Origin of the sequence: Blautia sp. aa_0143 (assembly GCF_004167315.1) — a bacterium.
In the GTDB taxonomy this organism is placed as follows: Bacteria; Bacillota; Clostridia; order Lachnospirales; family Lachnospiraceae; genus Blautia_A; species Blautia_A fusiformis.
On sequence record NZ_RCXU01000012.1, the window covers coordinates 80,002 to 104,572 of the forward strand.

Sequence of the window (24,571 nt, forward strand, 5' to 3'; positions counted from 1 at the left end):
ATTAAAGCACCTCCGTTTTATGACGTGTTACATGGCAGTTGATATTAACTGCACATGGCATACCTGCGATATGAGTAGGCATAGTCTCAATGTTCAGACCGATAGCTGTGGTCTTTCCGCCAAAGCCCTGAGGTCCGATACCAAGCTTGTTGATCTTCTCCAGCATCTCTTTCTCAAGATCTGCATAGTAAGGATCCGGGTTCTCTGTATTCAGAGGACGCATCAGCGCTTTCTTTGCAAGAAGTGCACATTTGTCAAAAGTTCCTCCGATACCAACACCAACTACCATAGGCGGACATGGGTTCGGACCTGCAGTTTCTACAACCTCAAGAATGAAATCCTTGATTCCCTGAAGGCCTGCAGATGGCTTGAACATACGGATCTGGCTCATATTCTCGCTTCCGAAGCCTTTTGGTCCTACAGTTACTTTCACCTGATCTCCAGGAACGATCTCTGTATAGATCATAGCCGGTGTATTGTCACCTGTGTTTCCACGGCGTACCGGATCCTTGACAACGGATTTTCTCAGGTAACCTTTATCGTATCCGCGGCGTACACCTTCATTAATGGCATCATTTAAATCTCCGCCTGTAAAGTGGACATCCTGACCAATTTCAAGGAATACGCATGCCATTCCGGTATCCTGACAGATCGGAACATTCTCACTGTCCGCAATATCAAAATTCTCGATAATGTTATCAAGGACACCTTTTGCGATCTCGCCGTCCTCGCAGGCACGGCAGGTTTTGATAGCATCCTTCACATCTTCCGGGAGATGTTCATTGGCTTCGATACAGAGTTTTTCGATAATCTCTGTAAGTCTGTTTACTTCGATTTCTCTCATAATAGACTCCTTTCGCTTATCTCATATGTTTTTATTATCATAACATATTGTTAACGTTCGTGGCGGGCATATTTCGGCAGAAGCATAGGAGATACGTCTCCTGTATCAACTCCTGCATTTTTCAGTTCCTCTTCATATTTTCTGATATGATCCAGATTCATGGTGCCAAGCTCTACCTCTTTGCATTTGGCAGCTGCTTTTTTACCTGCATTTCTTCCAAATACAATTACGTCAAGAAGAGAATTTCCCATCAGTCGGTTTCTTCCGTGGATTCCGCCTGCTGCCTCTCCTGCAACCAGAAGGTTCGGGATTTCTTTTGTAAAGCCGTCTCCGTTGATCTCAAGTCCGCCGTTCTGATAATGGAGGGTCGGGTAGATCACGATCGGGACTTTTCTCATATCAATGCCATAATTCATGTACATACGGAACATGGCAGGGATCCTCTTTTCGATAGTTCCCTCACCGCCCAGGATCTCGATCATCGGAGTATCCAGCCATACACCTTTTCGTCCACCTGGAACTTCCACGCCACGGCCTTCCTCACACTCACGGATAACACCGGAAGCATTTACGTCACGGGTTTCCAGCGGATGAATATAAGCTTCTCCGTTTGCATTTACAAGCTGTGCACCAACGGAACGAACCTTCTCTGTTACCAGGGCACCAAGGATCTGTGACGGATAGATCGCACCTGTTGGATGATACTGGATAGAATCCTGGTAAAGAAGGGAAGCGCCTGCTCTGTATCCAAGTACGAGTCCGTCAGCAGTTGCTCCGTAGTGATTGGAGGTCGGGAATCCCTGATAATGCATTCTTCCTGCACCACCGGTTGCAATTACAACTGTTTTTGCTCTTGCAACGGAATAATCTCCGGTTTCCATGTTGAGAAGGACTGCACCGGCAGTCTGACCTTTTTCATCCTTCAGAAGTTCTACAGCGGATGTAAATTCCACTACCGGGATCTTAAGATTTAAGACCTCATCACGGATAGTACGCATGATCTCTGATCCGGAATAATCCTTTGCAGCATGCATTCTCTTTCTGGAGGTACCGCCGCCATGTGTAGTGACCATGGTTCCGTCTTCTGCTTTATCAAACTCAACACCAAGGTCGTTGAGCCATTTGATCGCATCCGGGGCTTCCATTACCAGTCTTTTTACCAGCTCTGGTTTTGCTGCAAAATGTCCGCCTCCAAAGCAGTCCAGATAATGCTGTACCGGGGAATCATTTTCTTTATCTGCTGCCTGGATCCCGCCTTCTGCCATCATGGTGTTGGCATCACCGATACGGAGCTTTGTAACGATCATAACGTTGGCACCTGCGTTGTGGGCCTCGATGGCACAGGAAGAGCCTGCTCCGCCACCGCCGATGATCAGTACATCTACATCATAATCGATTTTTGTAAGATCGATTTTTTCGTTGAGCAGACGGCTTTCTGAATGGAGCATTTTTGTCAGTTCCAGTGGTGCTTTCTGTCCCTTGTTCGGTCCTACCTTGATCTCTGCAAATGCATCCGGGTTATAGTCCGGATGGAATTTTTTGAGAAGAGCATCTTTCTCATCTGCACTCAGACGTCTTGGCTCTGTTGCCATACGCTCCGCTCTTGTAGCCTCTACCTTTTTGATGGATTCCATCATATTTTCTGGATATGGTGCATACATGTTTTACGCCCTCCTACTTCTCGATTTCTCTGCTGTTGTAAAGTTCCTGCATCTCTGTGATCGGCTTCTGCATGATCTTCTCGATCATATCGTCAAATTTGCCCTCGTGGATCTCTTCCACACGTTTCTCCAGATGCTCGCTTTTCGGCGCAATATATTTTCCGGTGAGACGTCTTGCCAGAAGGCCTACCATCGGATGGGAAATTCCTGCCGGACATCTTACGGAACAGCAGCCGCAGCTTACACAGTCAAAGGATTCCTCTGCACATTTTTCAAGCTCGCCTCTCTGAGCATATGCAATATACTGCATGACATTTAAGTCCTGTGTACAGGCCTTTGTGCAGGCATTGCATCCGATGCAGCTGTAGATCTCCGGATAAAGCTCCATCATTACCTGCTGGTTCGGCTTAAGATCTTCTATATTATAAAGTCTCTTGTCTGTAGGGAAGAACGGGATACTTGCCACATACATTCCCTCCTGCACCTGTGTCTGACAGGCGAGACAGGTTTTCAGCTCATTCTGTCCCTTGATCCTGTAGATGGTCGCGCAGGCACCGCAGAATCCGTGTCTGCAGCCGCATCCTCTTTTTAATGTATAACCGGCATATTCCATAGCTGTCATAATGGTCAGATCACCGGGAACGCTGTATTTTTTACCGAAAAAATATACGTTTACCATATTATTTTCCATGTTGGTGTCCTTTCTTTTATCCAAATCGTACGCCATGTGGAACAGCCATCTCACACGTGCCCGTCGCAACGCTCTGCTGAACTAAGTACTAACTGTGACTAAGGAGTTCAGGAGAGCCTTCACTCCTAAGTCTTCGTAAGTACTGGATTTCAGCGCCGCTAAAACCGCTCCTAAAATGGGCATCTTAGCGAGATGGCTGTTCCACATGGCTGTGTACTGGCTATAACCAGCGCATATATTTGAAAGTTTCTTAAGGTGCAATCTATAACTTAGTACTCATTAGGTAATTCATCCACCTCATCACATCGGAATACTGGGCCGTCTTTGCAGACGTATTTGTCTCCGATGTTGCAGCGGCCGCATTTTCCGACACCGCATTTCATACGAAGCTCCAGTGTGGTATATACCTGATCTCTGGAGAAGCCCAGCTCTTCCAGTCCTGCCAGAACGAATTTGATCATGATCGGCGGACCGCAGACCAGAGCGGTCTTATTGGTATCAAAACCAATCTCCTTCAGATAATTCGGAACAAATCCTACATGACCGTCCCAGCCTTCCTGCTCGCGGTCAATGGTAAGATATACATTTACACCTTCTGTTTTCATCCATACTTCCTGGATTTCCTTAAGCTGCACCAGATCATCTGCGGAACGGGAACCATAGAGAATATCTACTGTTCCGTAATCCTCACGGTTATCCAGCACATAATTGATCACGGAACGAAGAGGTGCCAGACCGATTCCACCTGCGATGAACAGGAGATTTTTTCCCTTTAACTTATCTTCCACCGGAAAATGATTTCCGTATGGTCCGCGGACTGCAATCTCATCTCCAACCTGAAGGCTGTGGAGATGATCGGTAAGGGATCCGCATTTTTTGATGCTGAATTCCTGATAATCCTTTACAGTCGGAGAAGAAGTAATGGAAAACATACCTTCACTGACGCCTGGTGCACAGACCATGGCACACTGTCCTGGCATATGCTCGAAAAGCTTTCCACCCTCCGGAGCTTCCACACGGAAGGTTTTTACATCCGGTGTCTCCTGACGGATATCTGTGATCACGCCAACCTTGGGGATCAGCGTATCCAGTGTATAATTTTTATGACAGGTACATTCACTCATTCTTTTCACCTCCCTGTTTTTCAAAGGCCTTGATGACTTTTACGATATTTAAAGATTCCGGACATTTCTCCACGCAGCGGCCGCAGCCAACACAGGAGAACATGCCGTCATTATTTAACGGATAATAAACAAGCTTATGCATAAATCTCTGACGGAATCTCTGCATCTGGCTGGTACGGTTGTTTCCGTGAGCCATCATGGTAAAATCAGAGTACATGCAGGAATCCCAGCAGCGGTAACGGTGAACACCGTGCCCTGTGTCGTAATCCTTAATGTCATAGCACTGACAGGTCGGACATACGAAGGTACAGGTTCCGCAGGCAAGACAAGGCTTGTACAGTTTCTCCCATACAGGAGAATTGAAACGGTCCATGTATTCTTCCTGCGCCCATCCTTCCAGTGAAAGATGTGTATATGGAAGAAGCTCGATAATACCACGGATTGCCTTCTTCTCCTCTTCTACCTTTGTCTCATCAGCATCTGCCAAAAGCTCCTTCACAGCTTCTGTCAGAGCATTTCCCTTCTCTGTGAGAGGCTTCCAGAAAAGCTCTCCCTCGATGATCCAGGCTGCAACATCTGCTTCCGGATCTGCAGCATCAATGCCAAATACTTTACAGAAGCAGCTTTCCTCCGGTTCATGACAGGCAAGCGCTACAATAGTTCCATGTTCTCTTCTTGCCTGGTAAAAAGTATCCACCGGATCCCCAAGGAACACCTTGTCGAGAACTTTCACGCCCTGTACATCACAGGCTCTCATTCCGAATACGACAAAATTCTGGTCTTTTAGTGCCTGAGGCTCAATGCTGATATTTTTCCCATCTTTTTTACAGGTATAGAGATTTTCACTCTGCGGAAAGAAAGCATCCTTCGGTGATTTCACGGTTTTCAGTGTTTCAAGGGAAACTTCTGCATCCTCGCTCCATGCCTTGAAGTTCACCTGCTCACTTACCTTTACCGGTAAATATAATTCCTGGTCTGCGGCAATTTTTCGGAATAATGCCGGCAGATTTTCTACTGCGATCTTATACATACATTATCCCCTTTCTGCCACGATCCCTGGCTCTACATCATCAAAGGTAAAGCTGGTAAGCGGACCCTTTGACTCCGCATCCTCGCCTGCCTGATACTCACCGTAAAACGCATCAATATCCTTGATAAACTTACGGTTAAACAGATGAAGGGGAATTCCCTGCGGGCAGACTCTACTGCACTCGCCACAGTCCGTACATCTTCCGGCTACATGGAAGGCACGGATCACATGGAACATCTTTTCCTCAAAGGAATCCACATTTGCCTTCTGGGCGCTGTCGAACTTGTTGCTGTCAAAAACGCATTTGCGGCAGCTGCAGGCCGGACATACATTACGGCAGGCATTACAGCGGATACATTTACTCAGCTCGCTCTGCCAGAATGCAAATTTTTCTTCCGGACTCATTGCCTCGATCCGCTCAACTTCTGCGAAACGGTCAGCGTCCTTTGTCTCCTTTGACTCACCGATCAGTTCATCGTAAATTTTATGCTCTTTTCCTTTACATACATGGCAGCGTTCCAGCATGGCATCTTTGTATGCACAGGTTTTTTCTCCGTAAACAGTATCCACAGTCAATGTCTCTGCATCTCCGGTAATCTCTGCTCCGGAAATTCCCCGGATACCCTTGATCCCCATTTTGCGGATCTTTTCAATATCCAGCTTTCCTTTACAGCCAACACCTACGATATAGGCTTTTTCTCTGTCTACACGATGCTCTTTCAAAAGCTGGTTAAAGCTATATGTATCGCAGGGCTTCAGACAGACCATGGTTTTTCCTTCCAGCTTGGAAGCTTCGATCATATATTTGCTTAAATTGGCACCGCAGAATCCATCATAGACAAAATCCTCCAGAGATTCCGGTGTTTCAAAATAGGCTGGTTCCGGATTAAAGGCAAGATCTCCGGCTTTCCACCCAAGAACCCGGACTACCGTGCCATCTGCAAGCAGTTCTTTTGCACGTTTTATCAGCTCCTGCATCTTATATCCTCCAATCTCACGTTTTTACCAAGTGAATGGATCTTCTCAACAAACTCATTCATAGTCTGTGAAAATTTCACGCCTTCTGCGGCAGATACCCATTCCACACGTGTTCTTCCGTTTTCCACCCCAATATAATCCAGCATTGAAAACAGAAGTGTCATACGTCTTCTTGCATAATAGTTTCCGGTACTGTAATGGCAGTCTCCCGGATGGCATCCGCACATGATCACACCATCGGCTCCTTTTTCAAAGGCACGGAGGATGAACATGGGATTGACACGGCAGGAACATGGAACACGAATGATCTTTACATCCGCCGGATAGCTTAAACGGCTGCTTCCGGCAAGGTCTGCTCCGGCGTAGCTGCACCAGTTACAGCAGAATGCCACGATCTTTGGTCTGAATTCTTCCTTTGTTTCTATCGACATATTGCATCCACCTCCGCGATAATCTGTCTGTTGGAGAAGCCCTGAAGGTCCATGGCTCCTGACGGGCAGGCTACTGTGCAGGCACCGCAGCCCTGGCAAAGTGCTGTATTGACAACCGCAACTCTTCTTGTCTCACGGATACCGTGATCGTTGACCTGTTTCTCCTCATAGGAAATCGCTCCGTAAGGACATACATTTGCACAGGTAGAGCATCCGTTACAGAGAAGCTCGTCGGATCTTGCCGTACATGGATTGGTTGTCAGCTTGTCCTTTGCAAGAAGCCCTATGGCCTTTACAGCCGCAGCTCCTGCCTGGGCAACTGTCTCCGGTATATCCTTTGGTCCCTGGCATACACCGGAAAGGAAAATTCCTGCTGTCGGTGATTCTACAGGACGAAGCTTTGCATGAGCTTCTGTAAGGAAATTGTTGGTGTCAATACTTGCAGTAAGCATAGTAGCGATCTTACGTACATCCGGATTTGGCTCAATAGCTGTTGCAAGAACTACCATATCTGCTTTCTTAAAGATCTGCTTATTATCAAGAAGATCCGAGCCCTGAACAAGAAGTGTTCCATCCGGCTGCGGAATTACTTTTCCTACCTGACCTTTGATGTAGTTTACGTTATACTGCTCAACTGCTCTTCTGTAAAACTCATCGAAGTTTTTACCAGGTGTACGGACATCAATATAAAATACCGTCACATTGGTATCCGGATATTTATCACGGATCAGCATGGCATGCTTAGCTGTGTACATACAGCAGATCTTGGAACAGTATGGCTTCCCGCGGTCATCGCAGCAACGGCTTCCAACACACTGGATAAATACGATCTCCTTCGGTGCTTTTCCATCGGAAAGGCGCTCAAGATGTCCTTTTGTAGGTCCTGCAGCATTCATGATACGCTCCAGCTCCAGAGATGTGATCACATCCTTGCTCTGGCTATATGCGTATTCATCATATTTGTCAAGCTTGATGGTATCAAATCCGGTTGCCACCACGATCGCTCCGTATTTCTGTGTTACGATCTCATCCTGCTGGTCGTAATCAATGGCTCCTGCCTGACATACTTTGGAGCAGACACCACATTTGCCTGTCTTAAATTTCAGGCAATGCTCTCTGTCGATCACAGGAACATTTGGAATCGCCTGTGCAAACGGAGTATAAATAGCTGACCGGTTGTTCAGCCCTCTGTTGAACTCATTTGGAATCTTTTTGGAAGGACATTTTTCCTGGCAGACTCCACAGCCTGTACATTTGTCCATGTTGACACTTCGCGCTTTTTTGCGGATATCAACAGTAAAATCTCCTACAAAACCTGCAACTTTTTCTACTTCACTGTATGTATAGATATTGATCTTTTCGTGAGCTGCAGCCTCCACCATTTTTGGAGTAAGGATACATGCGGAGCAATCCAGAGTAGGGAAGGTTTTGTCAAGCTGTGACATTCTTCCGCCGATACTTGGTGTTTTTTCCACAATATCAACTTCATAGCCTGCATCGGCAATATCAAGAGCCGTCTGGATTCCGGCGATACCGCCTCCGATGATCAGGGCTCTCTTTGTAACCTGGCTTTCTCCCGGCTGAAGAGGAGCATTTAAATTGACTTTTGCTACTGCTGCTCTTGCAAGGATCACGGCCTTCTCCGTAGCCTCCTGCATATCCTTGTGGATCCAGGAACAGTGCTCACGGATATTTGCGATCTCCACCATATATGGATTCAGGCCGGCCTTTTCCGCTGCTTTACGGAAAGTTGCCTCATGCATACGCGGAGAACAGGAACAGACAACCACTCCTGTGAGATTTTTTTCACGGATGGCTTCCTGGATCCTGGACTGTCCTGCTTCAGAACACATATACTGATAATCTTCTGCATGGACAACTCCTGGCTCTTTTGCAATGATCTCCACAACCTTTTTCACGTCTACCGTAGCGGCAATATTACTTCCGCAATGACAGACAAATACACCGATTCTCTGCACTTTCTCACCTCCTGTATCTTCTGAACGCACTTACAAGCAGCTGCTGAGGAAGCTCCGGATCAAGAAGCTCCGGAATTTCATTTGGTGAAAGATAGTCTCCGCCTTTTTCCCGAACAACCAGCTGTCTTGCCCCGTCAATGATCTTTCCGGGTTTTACGTCTCGCGGACAGCGCTCCACACAGGCAAAACAGGAAAGACATTTCCACAGGGATGCTGAATTTACAAGTGCTTCGATATTTTCATTGATCACGTAGGACACAAACTGATGAGGCTTGATATCCATCTCGTCAAAGGATGGGCAGGTAGCAGAGCATTTGCCACACTTCATACATTTCAGAGGATTGGTCCCGCTGATCTCCTTTATTTTTTCCGCAGCAGAATGGTTATCTCTCATTTTGCCACCTCCTCTTTGACGCCAAGGGCTTCTGCCAGAAGCTCTGTAAAATAGTAAACCGGCATTTTATTTCCGGAATTTTTATTCAGATTGTATTTGCAGAGCGGACAGGCAGTGATCAGCATATCTGCGCCAAAGCCTGCTGCGCTTTCTTCAATCTTTTCACACATATTCTGTGACATTTCTTTTTCTTTCAGGGATATATATCCTCCACAGCATTCATTTCTGTAAGGATAGATCACAGGCTCAGCGCCAAGGGCACGGATAAAATCCTCCATGATCCTTGGATTTTCCGGATCATCAAATGCCATGATCTTTCCAGGTCTCAGAAGCAGACATCCGTAATAGGCTCCGATCTTCTTTCCGGTAAAAGGATTTACTACTTTTTCTTTCAGTTTATCAAAACCGACTCTGTCCCGGAGAACCTCCAGATAATGGAGAACGGTTGTCTCTCCTTCATAGGGAGCTTCCAACTGCATATAATTGTTGGCTCTGGTCCGGATATCTTCCACATTTTTCATATCATCATTGACACGCTTGATCACATGATGACAGGCTGAACAGATCGTCACCAGATCCTGGCCTTTTTCTTTTGCCTGGTTTAACGCACGGACGGAAGAAAGCTTTGTGGCGATCTCGTCTGTGCCAAGCGGATAAACACCACCACAACACTGCCAGTCCTCGATCTCCTCAAGCTCAAACCCAAGGGCTGTGGCACTGGCTCTGGCATACTCATCCAGATCTTTGGCCTTTGTTCTCAGGGTGCAACCCGGATAATAACTGTACTTCATACCTTTCATTATCCTTTCTTAGTCTAAAATCTGACGTTTATAGTAGATATTCTTGTTCATATATTGTCTTTTTTTTAACGATATATGAATAAAAAAATGAAATCTCAACTAACACTTATTTGAGTTTTTTTATCAATTTGCACCCAAATAAAAGAGAAAAACACTCTTCCTCCGCAATTAAGAAGTGTATTAGCTCGATTTCCGAAATCATCATATCATGTTATTTCTGTTTCGACAAGGCTTTTTCGATATTTTTTTGTGTTTTTTTTAACGTACTTTTGAAAAACCTTATCATTTACGATCCTGCTTCCATGATAATTTTCATTTTCGGGCATAAAAAAAGCTCCGGATCTCTCCGAAGCTTTTTTGCTCCTATCAGTAAATAATGATCGGATAACCTGCATCAATGGTGTTATAGATCAGTGCTGCCTGATCCTTAGGCAGATTGATGCAGCCGTGGCTTCCGTTGGTTTTATAACGGTTCCCGCCAAAGGATGATTGCCAGGACGCATCATGAAGTCCCTGTCCGTAGACAAAAGGCATCCAGTAATTAACCTTTACATCGTAACCATATTCATTGCTGGTAAGGTTAAAGGGACTCGCCTTGTAGGCGATCGGCCATGCACCACGATATGTTTCACGCCCCTTCACCGGCTTACCGCTGACAATATCTGTTTCCGTCACAAGGCATCCGTCCTTATACAACCACAAATGCTGTGCATCCAGACTGACCTCTATGTAACTGCCTGCCAGATCGTCTGTTCCGTTTCTCTGGTATCCTTTTTTGCTGTAAACAGGCTCTCTTGTTACAGCAGTACCACTTTTCAGGTCTTCCAGAAGCTGAGCATATTCTCCGTCCTGATCGATCCGGTAGCCGTACTCATTTCCCTCAATGGTCACATCCGTTCCCGCAGATGTATGAAAGGTGCGGGGAACATAAATAGTATTGTATTTGTTGGCAAGCTCACTGATGTAGGCTTTAATGGCTTCTTCATCTAAAGTCAGCGTCTCCCCTTCAGCCTTCAGCCAGGATGTGATCGTATCGGAATCCAGAACAGCCGTTTCACTTCCGAATGTATAAGTTACTGTACTGCTGCGGTATTTCTTCAGCTGGCTGTTCAGGTCTGTAATCTTATTTTTCATATCCTCTGTTACAGTGACCGTCGGGCTTACATACACATGCTTGTTGATCGGTACTGTGATGGTATCCCCAAGCAGAGCCGTATCAAATGCTGCGTTCAGATTTGTGTCCACGGTAGTCTCCAGCTTATCCGGATCGATTTCCGTCCCCTGTACCTGTTTCACAAGGGTGAATTCTTTTTTCTCCTTATCGTACTGAATGGCTGCATCAACAGAAGCTTTTCTTTCTTCCGTACCGAAATTTGAAAGATCGAGAGCCTGCTTTTCCTGCTCCTCATCTTCCTCGATCTGACATTCCGGTTCTATATTTTCTTCCTTTGGAAAAAGCTTCCGGCTCTCTTCCCGCTGTTTCTGAATTTCTGTAAGCTTACTCAAAAGGGCTTCTTCATTGAGACTGTAGCCCAGCTCTTTCAAAGTAGTACTGTAAACTTCCTGATCATTTTCCTGAAAGGATACCGGACGATCTGCAAATTCCGCAGCGATCTTTTCTTCTGCCTGCTTTGCATCCAGTCCGGAAACATCCACTCCCCATATGGAAATCTTCCGTCCCAGCGTATTGTGATCTGCCAAGTATGTATAGACAAATAACCCTGCCACTGCCAGGATCGTTACGCCAATGCAGATCCCAAGTATGATCTTCAGTGTCTTTTTACTGATGGTTGATCTTTTCTCCATACCCTTATCCCTCGAGTCTTATGTAATATATGTTATGTTGTCACACTGGCTGTTATTATAATACAATAAATCCCATTTTCTGTAAAAATGATTTATCCCGGATCCTTCTGATCCGGTAAAAAAAGACAGACTGACGCCTCTGCGAAAATCTGTCTTTCTCATACGTTTCTTTATCTGTTTCTGGCAACAGTATTTCTCTCAGGATCTTCTGCTTCTTATTCCGGCATTACGATCTTGCCTGCAACGGCACAGGCTGCTGCTGTTTTCGGAGATGCCAGATAGATCTGAACCTTGGAAGTTCCCATACGTCCCAGGAAATTACGATTGTTGGTTGCCACGACCTTTTCACCGTCTGTCAGGATTCCGCCGGTCCTACCGCAGCAAAGTCCGCAGCCCGGATGTGTAATGATAGCCCCTGCTTCCGCAAGAGTATCCAGAATGCCAAGCTCAATAGCCTGACGGTAAATTTTGCGGCTGGCAGGAGTCACGATCAGCTTTACAAAGTCTGCAACCTTTTTGCCCTTCAGCACCTCTGCTGCCGCCATAAGATCCTCCAGACGTCCGTTGGTACAGGAACCGATGAATACCTGGTCGATGGTCTCACCCTGAAGCTCACTGACATCACGGATCTTGTCCACCTGAGACGGACATGCCATTACCGGCACAAAATCCTCTGCTTTATAAGTTATGGTCTTCATGTAGACAGCATCCTCATCTCCCACAAGACTCTTCTGATAATCATCAAGCTCTACGTTGCAGTAAGCAGCTGTCTTCTCATCCGGTGTGAAAAGTGCACATTTCGCACCGGCCTCAATTGCCATATTCGCCATAGTCATACGGCTTGCCACAGACATATTTTCAATGGTGCTTCCGCAAAATTCCAGAGCACGGTAAGTAGCTCCATCTGCACGAAGGTCACCGATCAGGCGGAGGATGATATCCTTGGACATGACATTCTCCGGAAGTTCTCCGTCGATCACAACCTTTATGGTTTCCGGAACCTTGATCCACATGGTTCCTGTTCCCAAGATGCTGGCCATCTCTGTGTAACCGATGCCGGAAGAAAACGCACCGACACATCCATAAGTCGTGGTATGGCTGTCTGTGCCAAATACAATATTACCGGGTTTAACATAACCTGCCTCAGTCATAAGCTGATGACAGATACCGTCACTTCTGTGTACGTTTTTCATGCCATATTTAGCTGCAAAAGCATCTCCCACATGGAAATGTCTGGTATCATCCTGCTGACTTGCCGGTACAAGATGGTCATAGATCAGAACAACCTTGTCCGGATCCCACAGCTTCTGAAAGCCCATCTCCTCAAATTTTTCCGCTACAAACGGAATAAAGATATCATGGATCATCACTCTGTCCACATTGACCGTCACGATATCACCAGGTTTTACTGCCTTGCCTGTATTATGTCTGATAATTTTTTCAATGATCGTCTCGCCCATTATTTCTCTCCTCTCCGTTTTTTAGTCCAGGCCGTTCAGCTTACGCATGGCTTTTACCAGTCCGCCAGCCTGGATGATATCCATCAGATTCTCCGGAAGAGAAGCGATCGGGTACTGTTTTCCATTGTGCTCTACATGCTCATTCATTACTACCGTAACCTGATCTCCCTCTTTTACATTGTCATGAAGATCCGGCTGCTCAATAAGAAGAAGGCCGTTGTTAATGGAGTTGCGGAAAAAGATCCGGGCAAAAGATTTCGCAATGACACACTGCACACCCAGTGCCTTGATGATCTCCGGTGCCTGCTCTCTGGAGGATCCGCATCCGAAGTTCTTTCCTGCTACAATAATGTCGCCCTTTTGGATCTGTCCGGCCAGCTCCGGACGAAGGGGGCTGAATCCGTACTGTTTCATATCGTCAATGGTTTTCAGTGCAAGGTACTCCGTCGGGATAATGATATCCGTATCAATATCATCACCAAGTACCCACACTTTTCCTGTAAATGCTTCCATATGTATATCTCCTGTTTATTCCGTTCCGTATCATCAGGCAAATGTTTTCTGTCTGCTCTGTTATAAGAACCCACGCCGAAACGGATCATCCTCTGATAATTTCTGAATATATTATTTAAATCTTTTCTGAAACTCTTATACTCTGTCAGCAGTTGCGATCTCACCTGCAACGGCAGATGCAGTAACTGTTGCCGCAGATCCCAGGTAAACCTTGGAGCTCGGATGCCCTGCACGTCCCTTGAAATTACGGGTTCCTGTGCTGATCAGAACCTCATTCTCGCCGATAACACCCTGGCAGCTTCCCCAGCATACACTGCAGTTCGGGTTCATAACAATAGCCCCTGCTTCCATGAAGATATCGATAAGCCCCTCCTTTAATGCCTGACGATAAATGGTCTGGCTTGCAGGAACAACCAGGAAACGAACTCCCTCTGCAACTTTTTTGCCTTTGATCACCTCTGCGCCTACACGGAGGTCTTCAATACGGCCGTTATTGCAGGAGCCAAGGAACGCTTCGTTGATCTTGATGCCGCAGGTTTCCTCAGCCGGAACCACATTGTCAACAAAGTCTGGCTTCGCTACAACCGGACGGACTTTTGAAAGATCAAAGGTATACTCTCTTGCGTAAACAGCATCCGGATCGCTATGATATACCGCTTTTGGCTCACGTCCATGCTCTTTCAGATATTCCAGAGCTTTATCATCAGCCTCAAAGATTCCTGTCTTCGCACCAGCCTCAACAGCCATGTTGCAAAGTGCCATACGGTCGCTGATGCTTAAGGTTCTGGCGCCCTCACCGGTAAACTCCATTGCCTGATAGTTGCAGCCGTTTGCCCCGATCTCACCGATAATGGTAAGGATCAGATCTCTTGCGTAAACACCCTCAGGAAGCTTCCCTGTCAGGTTAAATTTTACGGTTTCCGGAACCATGACCCAGGATGTTCCGGTCACCATTCCGTAAAGGAAATCTGTGCATCCTACACCGGTACCGAAAGCACCAAGTGCTCCGTAGGAACAGGTATGGCTGTCAGCACCGAAGATCAGCTGTCCCGGACGGACATAATTCTCGATCATGATCTGGTGGCAGACACCCTTTCCTTCCCAGAAATCAATATTATTTTCTCTTGCAAAATCTCTCATCTTTTTCTGGGATGCCGCTGTTTTCGGGCTGTCAGGCGGTACGTTATGGTCTACGATTAATACCAGCTTCTTTGTATCTGCAATATGAGGATTTTTTAATTTATTGTTGTACATATCAACAGTCAGATGTGTGGTTCCGTCATTGCTCATCAGATGATCCAGTGAAACCGTATAGATATCTCCGGGTTTTACACTGTCCACTCCAGCCGCTGCCGCGATGATTTTTTCTGCGATCGTCATTCCCATCTCTTATTCCTCCTCACGGTTCAGAGAAGCGATAAGGCCGCCCTGATTCAGTATATTCTGCATGTATTCCGGCAGTTTTGTGCAGGAATAAGTCTTACCATTGGCAACAGCAGTTCCCTCGGACATATGAAGCTCCAGGGTATCTCCTGTCTTCACAGCATCCGGGAGATCCTTACAGACAATTGCCGGAAGTCCGATATTAATGGCATTACGGAAAAAAATACGAGCAAAAGATTTCGCAATAACTGCCTTTACTCCAAGTGCCTTAAGAACACCCGGTGCCTGCTCTCTGGAGGATCCGCATCCGAAGTTCTCTCCTCCAACTACAAAATCTCCCGGTTTAACCTTTTTGGAAAAATCCGGATCCAGTGATTCAAATGTGTGGTCCTTCATTTCATCCAAATTCGGCAGAAGCAGATACTGGGATGCAATGATCTGATCGGTATCAAGGTCATTATGAAATTTAAAAATCGTTCCCTTATCCATAAAACAAGTTCCTTTCTGATCGTTATCCATTTCCGGGTTAACATTCCTCTGTTACCCTTTTCGTCCTATATTCTAACACAAAACGTCATATAATTAAAATGTATATTTTTAATACTTAATATAACTTTAAGTTATAAAGTCATTTCCCTGTGATCAGCGCAAAATATCCCCACTCCCACAGAAGCTCTTCAAAACTGTTCTCAAGATATTCCCGGATATCGTCTTCCTCATATCCGGTCATTCTGGAGATCACTACCATATAATCCCGGAGTGTTTCGTAGGGAAGAGATCCCCGTCCATCTTTCTGCCACCGAAGAAAAACAGCCTGGCGGATGGTGGCATATTCCATACCGATCCACTGCATATGGACCAGGGCATCTTCCAAATCTCCCTCCGGTGTCAGAAGATCTGAATATACTTCGTTGGCAAGAAAGCTCCGGAGAAGGTCTTCATATACACGAAATTTCCGATAAAAATCCTCCCGGGCTTCCACCAGTTCCTCTTCCTCATATTCTTCGGACAATTCCTCCGCAAGTTCCATCACCGGCTCCAGATATTTCCGGTAAAGTCCCTCTTTCCGGTAATTTACAGCCAGGTCCTGCAAAAGTTCATTGCATTCGTCCATGGTATCCAGAACAGGCAGCTCTATTTCATTAATAGCATGTTCCAGTTGGCGAATCGTTTTCTCTGAAAAATAATCTTCCACAAGCTCTGTGGTAAGCGGCATGTTCCAGTGAAGTTCCTTCAGAACATAAAAACTTTCAAGAAGGATTTCCTCCGGTGTTTTTTCAGGATCCATTATAAGATCCATAACCTTCCGGCGCACAAGAAAAAGCGGCTGTTCCTTTTCTTTTGGAGTTTCCGGAAAAGCGATTCTTTTCTTCTCCTTCCAGATGTCCAGGACAGCCGGGCAACAGGGCATCATGGTCGCTTCCTTATGATCCTGAAATTCATGGATCTCCCTTGGAAAAATCTGGCAGGTCTCTGAAAGCATCGAATCCCCATAAGCACTTACCAGATAGCACAGTCTGTTCTTTGCAAGAAAAGGACAGTCGTGCTCTTCCGTCATCTTCATGATCCGGCTGCCGTCCTTTTTCATGGTATAGGCCTGCAGGCAGCTTCTGTGTCCGGGCACCTCTGACGGCGGCTGGATGGTTTTCCAGTTTCTGTAGGTTTCATCATCTATGTTGATCTTCCATTCCCTGCAGCAGCTGATGGTGCATTTGTCTGCAATACAGGTAAATTCGTCGTAATAATCAGGTTTTAATAATTCCATGTTTCCTCCATATTCTTTATTTTCCAGCTCCAATGTCTCCTGTTTGCAAAATGGACATGAGTTGACCTGTTTTATTTTCCCCGTAAACACAGAAAAGCGGAATTCTATCCGCTTTTTCTGATATTCTGTGTATTCGTTTTTATTCTGCAGTCTCTCCCAGAAGCTGCCTGTGAACTTTCCGCCTTACAAACCAGAAACAGGTCACCTGCATGATGATCGTAAGGATCCAGGATGCCGGATAAGAAATAAACAGTACTTTCAGTGATCTGTGAGCCGGGAAAATTCCGAAAATCCACACAATTCGAAGGCCGACCGTTCCGATAATAGACAGGATCATCGGCACACCAGAGCGTCCCATTCCGCGCAGTGCTCCCGGAAACAGATCCATCTGTCCGCAAAGGAAATAGGTAACTGTGGTATAGACAAGAATCTCCATTCCGCATTGGATAACCTTAGGGTCTTCCGTATAGATCTTCAGAAGCTGCGGACCGAAAAAGTATGCACCACAGCCCATGGCAAAGGATACGACAAAGGACAGGATCATACAGTCAACAAGCACCCGGTCCATACGTTTCGGTTTTCGCACACCATAATTCTGACTGGTAAAGCTCATGCAGGCCTGGGTAACCGAATTCACGGACACATACAGAAATCCAAAAATATTATTGGCTGCTGTATATCCTGCCATAGCAATGGAACCAAAGGAGTTTACAGAAGACTGAAGAAGTACATTGGAAAAATTGATCACTGTACTCTGGATCCCGGCAGGCAGTCCCACCTGGAAGATCTGCTTCAGGTACTCTCCCTTTATGGACAGTTTTGAAAAACGCAGCTGATAGCTTCCCTCTGTCTGATACAGACACCGAAGGACAAGAATGCAGGAGATCAGCTGAGAGATCACCGTTCCGATTCCCACACCGGCCACGCTTAAATGACACACGATCACGAAAAACAGATTCAAAAGCGCATTGGCACAGCCGGAAATGATCAGAAAGACCAGCGGCCGCTTGGTATCTCCCACAGCACGCAGGATCGCCGCACCATAGTTATACAGCATAAAAAACGGCATTCCCAGGAAATAAATACGCATATAAAGAGTAGAAAGATCGATCACATCGTCCGGTGTATCCATCAGTTCCAGGCAGATTCTGGCAAAGATCACTCCCAGAACTGCCATGATGATCCCGCTGATCAGAGCCAGCAGGATCGATGTATGTACTGTTTCTGACATTTCTTCATCCTTACCGGCAGCATAAAATCTGGCTGCCAGCACATTGGCACCAAGAGAAATCCCGATAAAAAGGTTGGTAAACACATTGATCAGTGCGGTAGTGGAGCCTACTGCCGCCAGCGCCTCACTTCCGCTGAAACGTCCCACTACCACGATATCCACTGCATTGAACATCAGCTGCAGGATACCGGACAGCATCAGCGGCAGTGAAAACGAAATCAGCTTGTCCATGATCGATCCATTACACATATCGATCTCATACTTGTTTTTTTTCACGATTTCATCCCCCATGTTCATACTTACATAAGAATATTATAGCACCTTTCATCGGAAAGCTACAATGAAATATTTTTATGGAGAATATGCAGCGGCTGCATAAAATACGCAGCCGCACAGTAACGTGTGTTTATCATTTCACTATCTTTCCAGGAGTCCTGCATCACGAAGGTTTGCAAGAAGTGCATTAAAATCCTCCACAATATCATCTACCGTTGTTGCATTTCCAACAGCAGCTGCCGGGGTTACTGTTCCGGCAGGGCCGGTGGCTCCTGTTGCTCCTGTTGGACCTGCTGGACCCGTGGCTCCGATCGCACCAGCCGGACCTGTTACCCCCGTCGTTCCCGCTGGACCCGTGGCTCCTGTTGCTCCTGTCGCTCCCGTTGCTCCCGTCGGACCTGTTACTCCTGCAGGACCGGTGGCTCCTGTTGCTCCCGTCGGACCGATGACTCCCGCTGGACCCGTTGCTCCAGCCGGGCCCGTGGCTCCCGTATATCCCTGTATTCCCGGTTCCCCCTGCGGTCCCTGAGGACCCATAGGACCCGGAACTCCCGGACAGCCTCTGGGACCGGTTGGTCCTGTAGGTCCCACAGGGCCTGGGCAGCCTCTTGTTCCACATCTGTCACATCCACAGGAACTATGATTTCCATAACAGGACATACAGGACAAATCCTCATGACTGTCCTGCTGCATTTCCATTTCCTTACGTTTTCGATGCCTGAACAGCATTCTTCGATCACCTCATAGGAAAATAACTTTCCCTACAGTATATGACAACAGCTTTTACCTGTGCATAGGATCCCCGCAAGCTTGTACCCTGCCAGGAAAAATATAATAAAGATATCTTTTCTTTTATACCAGACCATATTTTTCCCAGAAATATTTCTGGTCATACAATACTCCCGGATCTTCCGGCTTCAGTCCCTTCGCTTTCTTATGAAAAAAGAATGCCTGCTCCGGACATCCCATCTTATCATAACAAACGCAAAGCTGCATATATGGCACAAATCCATGACACTCAGCCATAAAAAATCCACATTTTTTCTTATCTGACGGCACAGTAAGCGCCTGCCCATACCAATAGCCAGCCTGTCTGGGAAGCTCTCTTTCCAGAAAAATCTTTCCGACCTCACAACAGATTTCCGCCCTCGGCACATCCATAGTCAGACTGTACAGAAAAGCTTCCAGTGCGTACTTTTTTTCTCCCATTTTCCGGTAGCACTGTCCAAGTACAAAACAGGCATCGATCTTATTTTCCAGCCATCCGGATGGATTTTTCAGGAACTCCACCAACACAGCCTCTGTCTCCGGATAACGCTGATGATAATACAGTTCTCTCCCATAATAAAGCTGATGTCTGGGTTCCAGCGTTTCTCCTCCTGCCAGCATTTTTTCATAAATGCGAAGATTACGGTCCGGATCACCTTTTCCACATTTCCGGTGCCGGATCACCACATCTGAATAAATGATATTTCCCTCCGGAATCACAGTTTCATGAACTGCCCCATTCCATCTGAAATTTCTGGATGTTTTCATTATCCGCTCCCGAAAATATGAAAATGTTGTTCTCCCGCTCTGGTCAAACCCTGCCGCATATTCCATCATTACAACATCTGTTCCGGGATCCAGAGTTTCTTTAAGACTCTTCAGTTTTTCCAGATTTTCTTCATCCAGGACATCATCCGCATCCAGCCACATCCAGTAATCGGTGCGGACTTTTTCCAGAAGAAAATTACGCGGAGCAGAAAAATCATCACACCAAGGAAAATCAAACACCTGCGACGTATACTGCTCCGCGATCTCTTTTGTTCTGTCTGAAGAACCGGTATCTGCGATCAGGATCGCATCCATCACCTGAGAAACCGGCTTCAAGATCCTATCAAGAACTGCTTCTTCATTTTTTACGATCATACATAGACTGAGGGAAATCATATTTCAGGATCCTTCGGATTTTTATAATATTTATGCCGTTCCCGTCAGTCCTATGCCTTCTGTCAGTGTACAGCTTCTACTTTCGGATAAAGCTGAACTCATCCTCATATCACCAACTGTGGTATATCCTCTATATGTTCTGCAAGACGATCTGCTCCGTTCAGCTCCCCGCTCTCACCATATCCATACAGGCATCCTATAAATGGGCTTTTGCAGGCTCTGGCACATTCCAGATCCTGCCTCCTGTCTCCGACCACCAGATAAGGGCCTGTATATTCCCGGATGATTTCCTGCACAATTTCTGTCTTTGGACGGAATCCATACGATTCGCAGTCATAAAAATGATCGAACCATCGTTCCATCCCAAATTCCTTCCAGTGCGCCTCACGATAGGAAGCTTTACAGTTACTTAAGATCACAAGATGATATCCCCGGTTCTTCAAGGCTGTAAGCATCTCCTCTGCTCCCGGATACCACACTGCCTTATGCTTCCTGATCTGTCTGACCATCAGTTCTCCTACCATCCTGCTCGCCTGCTCTTTATAGCTCTGATCCAGCTCCGGCAAAAATGTATTCCACATCTCCTTACTGTTAAATCCCAGCCAGCCGGCAATTTCCGCCGAGCCTATCTCCCGTTCTTCTGCAGCCTTCTGTTCTGTCAGCCACTGATAGGTTTCACGAAATGCCGGTTCATAGATTCCAATGGTATGATGGATCGTTCCATCATAATCGAATATGATTGTTTTTGTCATCATTTATTTCCCTATCTATTAGAGCTGCTTCATCAGATTGACCATCTCGATCGCAGATAACGCACAGTCATAGCCTTTATTTCCCGCTTTGCTTCCTGCCCGCGCAATAGCCTGCTCGATATTCTCAGTCGTGATCACTCCGAATAAGACCGGGATCCCTGTTGCAAGTTCAACCTGTGCGATCCCCTTGGCAGATTCATTGCACACCAGATCATAATGTGAAGTATCTCCACGAATGACAGCTCCCACGCAGATAACTGCATCATATTTTCCTGACTGTGCCATTTTCTGTGCTGTAAGCGGAATCTCAAATGCTCCCGGCACCCATGCTGCAGTAATATTCTCTTCTTCTACTCCATGTCTTACCAGTCCGTCGACTGCCCCTCCCAATAATTTATTCACAATGATCTCATTGAATCTCGCTGCCACGATACCAACCTTCATTCCCTCCGGTGCTACTACTTTTCCTTCTACTAAATTGATCTGTCTCATTTTTTCTTCCTCCTGCTATTTGCTGTTTTTTATAAATTTATTTCTTTAAAAATATGACCCATCTTTTCCTGCTTCGTCTTCATATACTTCCGGTCATACTTTTGTACCGGAATCTCCAATGGTACTCTCTCATTGATCTTCAACCCGAATTCGCCAAGCCCATAGACTTTATCCGGGTTATTGGTCAGTAATCTTAATGATTTCACACCAAGGTCTGACAGTATCTGTGCCCCAACCCAGTACTCTCTGAGATCCGGTGCAAACCCTAACTTCACATTAGCCTCCACGGTATCATATCCCTGTTCCTGAAGCGCATAGGCTTTGATCTTATTGATCAGTCCGATCCCTCTGCCTTCCTGTCTCATATACAGAATGATCCCTCTGCCTTCCGCCTCTACCTGGCGCATCGCTGTCTGCAGCTGCAGGCCGCAGTCACATCTGAGCGATCCGAATGCATCTCCTGTCAGGCACTCCGAATGTACACGGCAAAGCACATCCTCACCATCTCCTAGATCACCTTTTACCAGTGCCAGATGATGCTCTCCTGTAATGTCATTGATATAGCCATACATTTTAAAATCACCGTACTGCGTTGGGAGGTTTGCAGCTGCTTCCTCCTTTACATGCTTTTCATGTATTCTTATATAATCCTGCAGATCACGGATCGTAATAAATGTAAGGTTATGCTCTTTTGCCATTTCCCATAGCTGTGATGTACGCATCATAGTGCCATCTTCTTTCATAACTTCACAGCACACGCCGCATTCTTTCAGTCCGGCAAGTCTCATAAGATCTGTTGTTGCCTCCGTATGGCCATTTCGTACCAGAACCCCGCCTTTTCTGGAAATAAGCGGAAACACATGTCCCGGTCTTCTGAAATCCTCCGGTTTTGACTGATCATCCACACACTTCATAATGGTATAGGAGCGTTCTGCCGCAGAGATACCGGTGGTTGTATCTGCGTGATCCACTGCCACGGTAAATGCTGTACTGTGATTGTCCGTGTTCTCAGCAACCATCGGCGGAAAATTCAATCTCGCCGCAATTTCTGCACTCATCGGTGTACAGATAAGACCCTTTGCATAAGTCGCCATGAAATTAATATTTTCCCGGGTCGCAAACTCTGCCGCACATATCAGATCTCCCTCATTTTCTCTGTCCGGATCATCTGTGACCAGAACTATTTTTCCTTCCTTAAGATCCCTAAGTGCCTCTTCAATTGTGTTGTACTGATAATTTTGTGACATAGTGTATATCCTCCTGTTCTAAAACCCGAATTCTTCAAGAAACTCCATCGTAATTCCGGATTCTTTTTTCTCTTCTTCATTTTTTCTGATGCCAAGCAGTTTTTCTACATATTTTCCGATCACATCATTTTCCAGATTAACCAGATCCCCCGGCACCTTTTCCAAAAGGGTGGTTTCTTCTCCTGTATGTGGAATGACCGACACCTGAAAACCAGCTTCATCAACCCTTGCAACTGTCAGGCTGATCCCATCAATACAAACGGATCCTTTTTCCACGATCAGATGCAAGATCTGTGGCGATGTCTCAATTGATACCCAGATGGCATTTTCTTCCCGGAGCATGGAACGTATCACTCCAGTCCCATCAATATGGCCGCTTACTATGTGTCCCCCGAACCTGCCATCTGCAGCCATTGCACGTTCCAGGTTTACCTGGCTTCCAGCTTTGCAACTGCCAAGACTGCTTCTTCTGATCGTCTCTGCCATCACATCGGCAGTAAATCCGTCCGGCTGGATCGACGTAACTGTCAGACACACACCATTCACAGCAATACTGTCACCGATTCTTGTCCCTTCCAGGACTTTCCGGGCTTTCACTGCCAGGATCCCTGATTCTCCTGTCAGCTGTATATAACGGACTTTTCCTTTCTCTTCTACGATTCCTGTAAACATGATTCCTCCTGTTTTTTCTCACACACCTGACATCTTATCCGGATGTCCTCACCGATCTGGCAGATATCTATATATTTCAGTTCTACTGCTTCAGACGGGAATTCAACTCCGATACCTTCTACCGGTGTCTTCCCGGCCACACCACCAAACAGCTTTGGTGCCACAAAAGCCTGTACTTCCTTTACAATTCCGGCTCGCAGGGCACTGTCATTTAACGTACCGCCTCCCTCCAGGAGGATGCTGTCAATACCCCTGTTTCCAAGATCTGTCATCAGCTTCTTAAGGTCTATCTGATCCTTTTCATCCGGACAGTAAATGGTCTCAACTCCCATGGTATGTAATATTTTTATTTTTTCTTCTGTATTTTTCTGATCTGCATAAGCCACGATCGTCCGGTACTTTTCCGCACTTTTTACGATCTGACTGTCCGGCGGGATCCTGAGCTTACTGTCGCACACAATCCTGACAGGACTTTTCCAGCCTTCTACCCGGACGTTCAACATCGGATCATCTGCAAGCACAGTTCCAATACCTGCCATGATCCCCATGTACTGATGCCGCATATGCTGTACTTCTTTTCTTGCCGCTTCTCCGGTGATCCATTTTGATGCTCCTGTCTTCGTTGCGATCTTCCCATCCAGTGTCATGGCATACTTCATCACCACGTATGGGGTTTTCGTAGTAATATAATGGAAAAACACCGGATTCAGCTGATCACATTCTTCTCTCATAAAATCTTCAACTACTGTTACACCGGCTTCCCTTAACATCTGTACACCTTTTCCTGCCACTTTCGGATTCGGATCTCGGGAACCGATCACCACTTTTCTGATCTTCTGTTCAATGATCGCTTCCGTACATGGAGGTGTTTTTCCATGATGACAGCAAGGCTCCAGCGTAACATAAATCACCGCACCTTCTGCTGGTTCTGTGAGGGAAGCAATTGCATTACGTTCCGCATGAAGTTCTCCATACTTTTTATGATAGCCTTCCCCGATGATCCTTCCGTCTTTTACGATCACTGCCCCTACCATCGGATTGGGATTCGTCCAGCCTTCTCCTTTTTTGGCCAGCTGAATCGCCCGAAGCATATATTCCTGATCCGTCATT

General features: G+C 46.2%; 24 protein-coding genes. All 24 read right to left on the reverse strand.

Annotation, left to right across the window (positions count from 1 at the left end):
• Position 1: 1 nt before the first annotated feature.
• The 24 genes from EAI83_RS07785 to ribD all read right to left on the reverse strand — a co-directional run bounded on the left by EAI83_RS07785 (position 2) and on the right by ribD (position 24,570).
• On the reverse strand, positions 2–844 hold the full coding sequence (locus EAI83_RS07785) for a fumarate hydratase (protein WP_015524694.1): 843 nt from the start codon (positions 842–844) through the stop codon (positions 2–4).
• A 50-nt stretch (positions 845–894) separates the two neighbouring features.
• The gene (locus EAI83_RS07790) at positions 895–2,505 is read right to left on the reverse strand and encodes an FAD-dependent oxidoreductase (protein WP_022426050.1); all 1,611 of its coding nucleotides are present in this window, start codon (positions 2,503–2,505) and stop codon (positions 895–897) included.
• Positions 2,506–2,518: 13 nt separating this feature from the next.
• Positions 2,519–3,196 carry a 2Fe-2S iron-sulfur cluster-binding protein gene (locus EAI83_RS07795; RefSeq protein WP_021652990.1) on the reverse strand — a complete coding sequence of 226 codons (678 nt, stop codon included), beginning with the start codon at positions 3,194–3,196 and terminating at the stop codon, positions 2,519–2,521.
• 269 nt (positions 3,197–3,465) lie between these two features.
• Positions 3,466–4,320, reverse strand: a complete 855-nt coding sequence (locus EAI83_RS07800; protein WP_114002622.1) for an FAD/NAD(P)-binding protein — start codon at positions 4,318–4,320, stop codon at positions 3,466–3,468.
• Positions 4,313–5,350 (reverse strand): 4Fe-4S dicluster domain-containing protein, encoded by a 1,038-nt coding sequence (locus EAI83_RS07805; RefSeq protein WP_059085576.1) that lies wholly within the window; start codon positions 5,348–5,350, stop codon positions 4,313–4,315. Before EAI83_RS07805 ends, EAI83_RS07800 begins: the two co-directional genes overlap by 8 nt.
• Positions 5,351–5,353: 3 nt before the next feature.
• Positions 5,354–6,328, reverse strand: a complete 975-nt coding sequence (locus EAI83_RS07810) for a 4Fe-4S dicluster domain-containing protein (protein WP_118063564.1) — start codon at positions 6,326–6,328, stop codon at positions 5,354–5,356.
• On the reverse strand, positions 6,316–6,759 hold the full coding sequence (locus EAI83_RS07815; protein ID WP_015524686.1) for a hydrogenase iron-sulfur subunit: 444 nt from the start codon (positions 6,757–6,759) through the stop codon (positions 6,316–6,318). The genes EAI83_RS07810 and EAI83_RS07815 overlap by 13 nt, the downstream gene beginning before the upstream one ends.
• Positions 6,750–8,738 (reverse strand): CoB--CoM heterodisulfide reductase iron-sulfur subunit A family protein, encoded by a 1,989-nt coding sequence (locus EAI83_RS07820; protein WP_129974976.1) that lies wholly within the window; start codon positions 8,736–8,738, stop codon positions 6,750–6,752. Before EAI83_RS07820 ends, EAI83_RS07815 begins: the two co-directional genes overlap by 10 nt.
• A gap of 4 nt (positions 8,739–8,742) precedes the next feature.
• Complete coding sequence (locus EAI83_RS07825) at positions 8,743–9,132, reverse strand: 4Fe-4S dicluster domain-containing protein (RefSeq protein ID WP_015524685.1); 390 nt, start codon at positions 9,130–9,132, stop codon at positions 8,743–8,745.
• Complete coding sequence (locus tag EAI83_RS07830) at positions 9,129–9,923, reverse strand: CoB--CoM heterodisulfide reductase iron-sulfur subunit B family protein (RefSeq protein ID WP_022426047.1); 795 nt, start codon at positions 9,921–9,923, stop codon at positions 9,129–9,131. The genes EAI83_RS07825 and EAI83_RS07830 overlap by 4 nt, the downstream gene beginning before the upstream one ends.
• Positions 9,924–10,298: 375 nt before the next feature.
• The gene (locus EAI83_RS07835) at positions 10,299–11,738 is read right to left on the reverse strand and encodes a L,D-transpeptidase family protein (RefSeq protein WP_129974978.1); all 1,440 of its coding nucleotides are present in this window, start codon (positions 11,736–11,738) and stop codon (positions 10,299–10,301) included.
• A gap of 215 nt (positions 11,739–11,953) precedes the next feature.
• The gene (locus tag EAI83_RS07840) at positions 11,954–13,198 is read right to left on the reverse strand and encodes a 3-isopropylmalate dehydratase large subunit (protein ID WP_129974980.1); all 1,245 of its coding nucleotides are present in this window, start codon (positions 13,196–13,198) and stop codon (positions 11,954–11,956) included.
• A gap of 21 nt (positions 13,199–13,219) precedes the next feature.
• Complete coding sequence (locus tag EAI83_RS07845; RefSeq protein ID WP_015524680.1) at positions 13,220–13,711, reverse strand: LeuD/DmdB family oxidoreductase small subunit; 492 nt, start codon at positions 13,709–13,711, stop codon at positions 13,220–13,222.
• A 135-nt stretch (positions 13,712–13,846) separates the two neighbouring features.
• On the reverse strand, positions 13,847–15,097 hold the full coding sequence (locus tag EAI83_RS07850) for a 3-isopropylmalate dehydratase large subunit (RefSeq protein ID WP_129974982.1): 1,251 nt from the start codon (positions 15,095–15,097) through the stop codon (positions 13,847–13,849).
• Positions 15,098–15,100: 3 nt separating this feature from the next.
• Positions 15,101–15,583, reverse strand: coding sequence for a LeuD/DmdB family oxidoreductase small subunit (locus EAI83_RS07855; protein ID WP_114002638.1), 483 nt, complete (start codon positions 15,581–15,583; stop codon positions 15,101–15,103).
• A 139-nt stretch (positions 15,584–15,722) separates the two neighbouring features.
• Positions 15,723–16,859, reverse strand: coding sequence for a flagellin lysine-N-methylase (gene fliB / locus EAI83_RS07860; RefSeq protein WP_059086870.1), 1,137 nt, complete (start codon positions 16,857–16,859; stop codon positions 15,723–15,725).
• A 139-nt stretch (positions 16,860–16,998) separates the two neighbouring features.
• Positions 16,999–18,381 (reverse strand): MATE family efflux transporter, encoded by a 1,383-nt coding sequence (locus tag EAI83_RS07865; protein WP_334295244.1) that lies wholly within the window; start codon positions 18,379–18,381, stop codon positions 16,999–17,001.
• 126 nt (positions 18,382–18,507) lie between these two features.
• Positions 18,508–19,095 carry a collagen-like protein gene (locus tag EAI83_RS18010; RefSeq protein ID WP_118608532.1) on the reverse strand — a complete coding sequence of 196 codons (588 nt, stop codon included), beginning with the start codon at positions 19,093–19,095 and terminating at the stop codon, positions 18,508–18,510.
• A 123-nt stretch (positions 19,096–19,218) separates the two neighbouring features.
• Positions 19,219–20,298, reverse strand: a complete 1,080-nt coding sequence (locus EAI83_RS07875) for a tetratricopeptide repeat-containing glycosyltransferase family 2 protein (RefSeq protein WP_129974984.1) — start codon at positions 20,296–20,298, stop codon at positions 19,219–19,221.
• Between the two features lie 104 nt (positions 20,299–20,402).
• A complete protein-coding gene (locus EAI83_RS07880; protein WP_021650403.1) occupies positions 20,403–21,053 on the reverse strand; it encodes an HAD family hydrolase in 651 nt (216 codons plus the stop codon).
• 15 nt (positions 21,054–21,068) lie between these two features.
• Positions 21,069–21,542: a 6,7-dimethyl-8-ribityllumazine synthase gene (gene ribH, locus EAI83_RS07885; RefSeq protein ID WP_006427673.1), complete on the reverse strand. Its 474-nt coding sequence runs from the start codon at positions 21,540–21,542 to the stop codon at positions 21,069–21,071.
• A gap of 29 nt (positions 21,543–21,571) precedes the next feature.
• Positions 21,572–22,789 (reverse strand): bifunctional 3,4-dihydroxy-2-butanone-4-phosphate synthase/GTP cyclohydrolase II, encoded by a 1,218-nt coding sequence (locus EAI83_RS07890; protein WP_118515669.1) that lies wholly within the window; start codon positions 22,787–22,789, stop codon positions 21,572–21,574.
• Positions 22,790–22,807: 18 nt separating this feature from the next.
• Positions 22,808–23,461, reverse strand: coding sequence for a riboflavin synthase (gene ribE / locus EAI83_RS07895; protein WP_004844978.1), 654 nt, complete (start codon positions 23,459–23,461; stop codon positions 22,808–22,810).
• On the reverse strand, positions 23,443–24,570 hold the full coding sequence (gene ribD / locus EAI83_RS07900) for a bifunctional diaminohydroxyphosphoribosylaminopyrimidine deaminase/5-amino-6-(5-phosphoribosylamino)uracil reductase RibD (protein WP_129974986.1): 1,128 nt from the start codon (positions 24,568–24,570) through the stop codon (positions 23,443–23,445). The genes ribE and ribD overlap by 19 nt, the downstream gene beginning before the upstream one ends.
• Position 24,571: the final 1 nt, after the last annotated feature.

Coding starts and splice junctions, on each gene's coding strand:
- EAI83_RS07785 (WP_015524694.1), bottom strand. CDS start 844: ATGAGAGAAATCGAAGTAAACAGACTTACAGAGATTATCGAAAAACTC.
- EAI83_RS07790 (WP_022426050.1), bottom strand. CDS start 2,505: ATGTATGCACCATATCCAGAAAATATGATGGAATCCATCAAAAAGGTA.
- EAI83_RS07795 (WP_021652990.1), bottom strand. CDS start 3,196: ATGGAAAATAATATGGTAAACGTATATTTTTTCGGTAAAAAATACAGC.
- EAI83_RS07800 (WP_114002622.1), bottom strand. CDS start 4,320: ATGAGTGAATGTACCTGTCATAAAAATTATACACTGGATACGCTGATC.
- EAI83_RS07805 (WP_059085576.1), bottom strand. CDS start 5,350: ATGTATAAGATCGCAGTAGAAAATCTGCCGGCATTATTCCGAAAAATT.
- EAI83_RS07810 (WP_118063564.1), bottom strand. CDS start 6,328: ATGCAGGAGCTGATAAAACGTGCAAAAGAACTGCTTGCAGATGGCACG.
- EAI83_RS07815 (WP_015524686.1), bottom strand. CDS start 6,759: ATGTCGATAGAAACAAAGGAAGAATTCAGACCAAAGATCGTGGCATTC.
- EAI83_RS07825 (WP_015524685.1), bottom strand. CDS start 9,132: ATGAGAGATAACCATTCTGCTGCGGAAAAAATAAAGGAGATCAGCGGG.
- EAI83_RS07830 (WP_022426047.1), bottom strand. CDS start 9,923: ATGAAGTACAGTTATTATCCGGGTTGCACCCTGAGAACAAAGGCCAAA.
- EAI83_RS07835 (WP_129974978.1), bottom strand. CDS start 11,738: ATGGAGAAAAGATCAACCATCAGTAAAAAGACACTGAAGATCATACTT.
- EAI83_RS07840 (WP_129974980.1), bottom strand. CDS start 13,198: ATGGGCGAGACGATCATTGAAAAAATTATCAGACATAATACAGGCAAG.
- EAI83_RS07845 (WP_015524680.1), bottom strand. CDS start 13,711: ATGGAAGCATTTACAGGAAAAGTGTGGGTACTTGGTGATGATATTGAT.
- EAI83_RS07850 (WP_129974982.1), bottom strand. CDS start 15,097: ATGGGAATGACGATCGCAGAAAAAATCATCGCGGCAGCGGCTGGAGTG.
- EAI83_RS07855 (WP_114002638.1), bottom strand. CDS start 15,583: ATGGATAAGGGAACGATTTTTAAATTTCATAATGACCTTGATACCGAT.
- fliB (WP_059086870.1), bottom strand. CDS start 16,859: ATGGAATTATTAAAACCTGATTATTACGACGAATTTACCTGTATTGCA.
- EAI83_RS07865 (WP_334295244.1), bottom strand. CDS start 18,381: ATGGGGGATGAAATCGTGAAAAAAAACAAGTATGAGATCGATATGTGT.
- EAI83_RS18010 (WP_118608532.1), bottom strand. CDS start 19,095: ATGCTGTTCAGGCATCGAAAACGTAAGGAAATGGAAATGCAGCAGGAC.
- EAI83_RS07875 (WP_129974984.1), bottom strand. CDS start 20,298: ATGATTTCCCTCAGTCTATGTATGATCGTAAAAAATGAAGAAGCAGTT.
- EAI83_RS07880 (WP_021650403.1), bottom strand. CDS start 21,053: ATGATGACAAAAACAATCATATTCGATTATGATGGAACGATCCATCAT.
- ribH (WP_006427673.1), bottom strand. CDS start 21,542: ATGAGACAGATCAATTTAGTAGAAGGAAAAGTAGTAGCACCGGAGGGA.
- EAI83_RS07890 (WP_118515669.1), bottom strand. CDS start 22,789: ATGTCACAAAATTATCAGTACAACACAATTGAAGAGGCACTTAGGGAT.
- ribE (WP_004844978.1), bottom strand. CDS start 23,461: ATGTTTACAGGAATCGTAGAAGAGAAAGGAAAAGTCCGTTATATACAG.
- ribD (WP_129974986.1), bottom strand. CDS start 24,570: ATGACGGATCAGGAATATATGCTTCGGGCGATTCAGCTGGCCAAAAAA.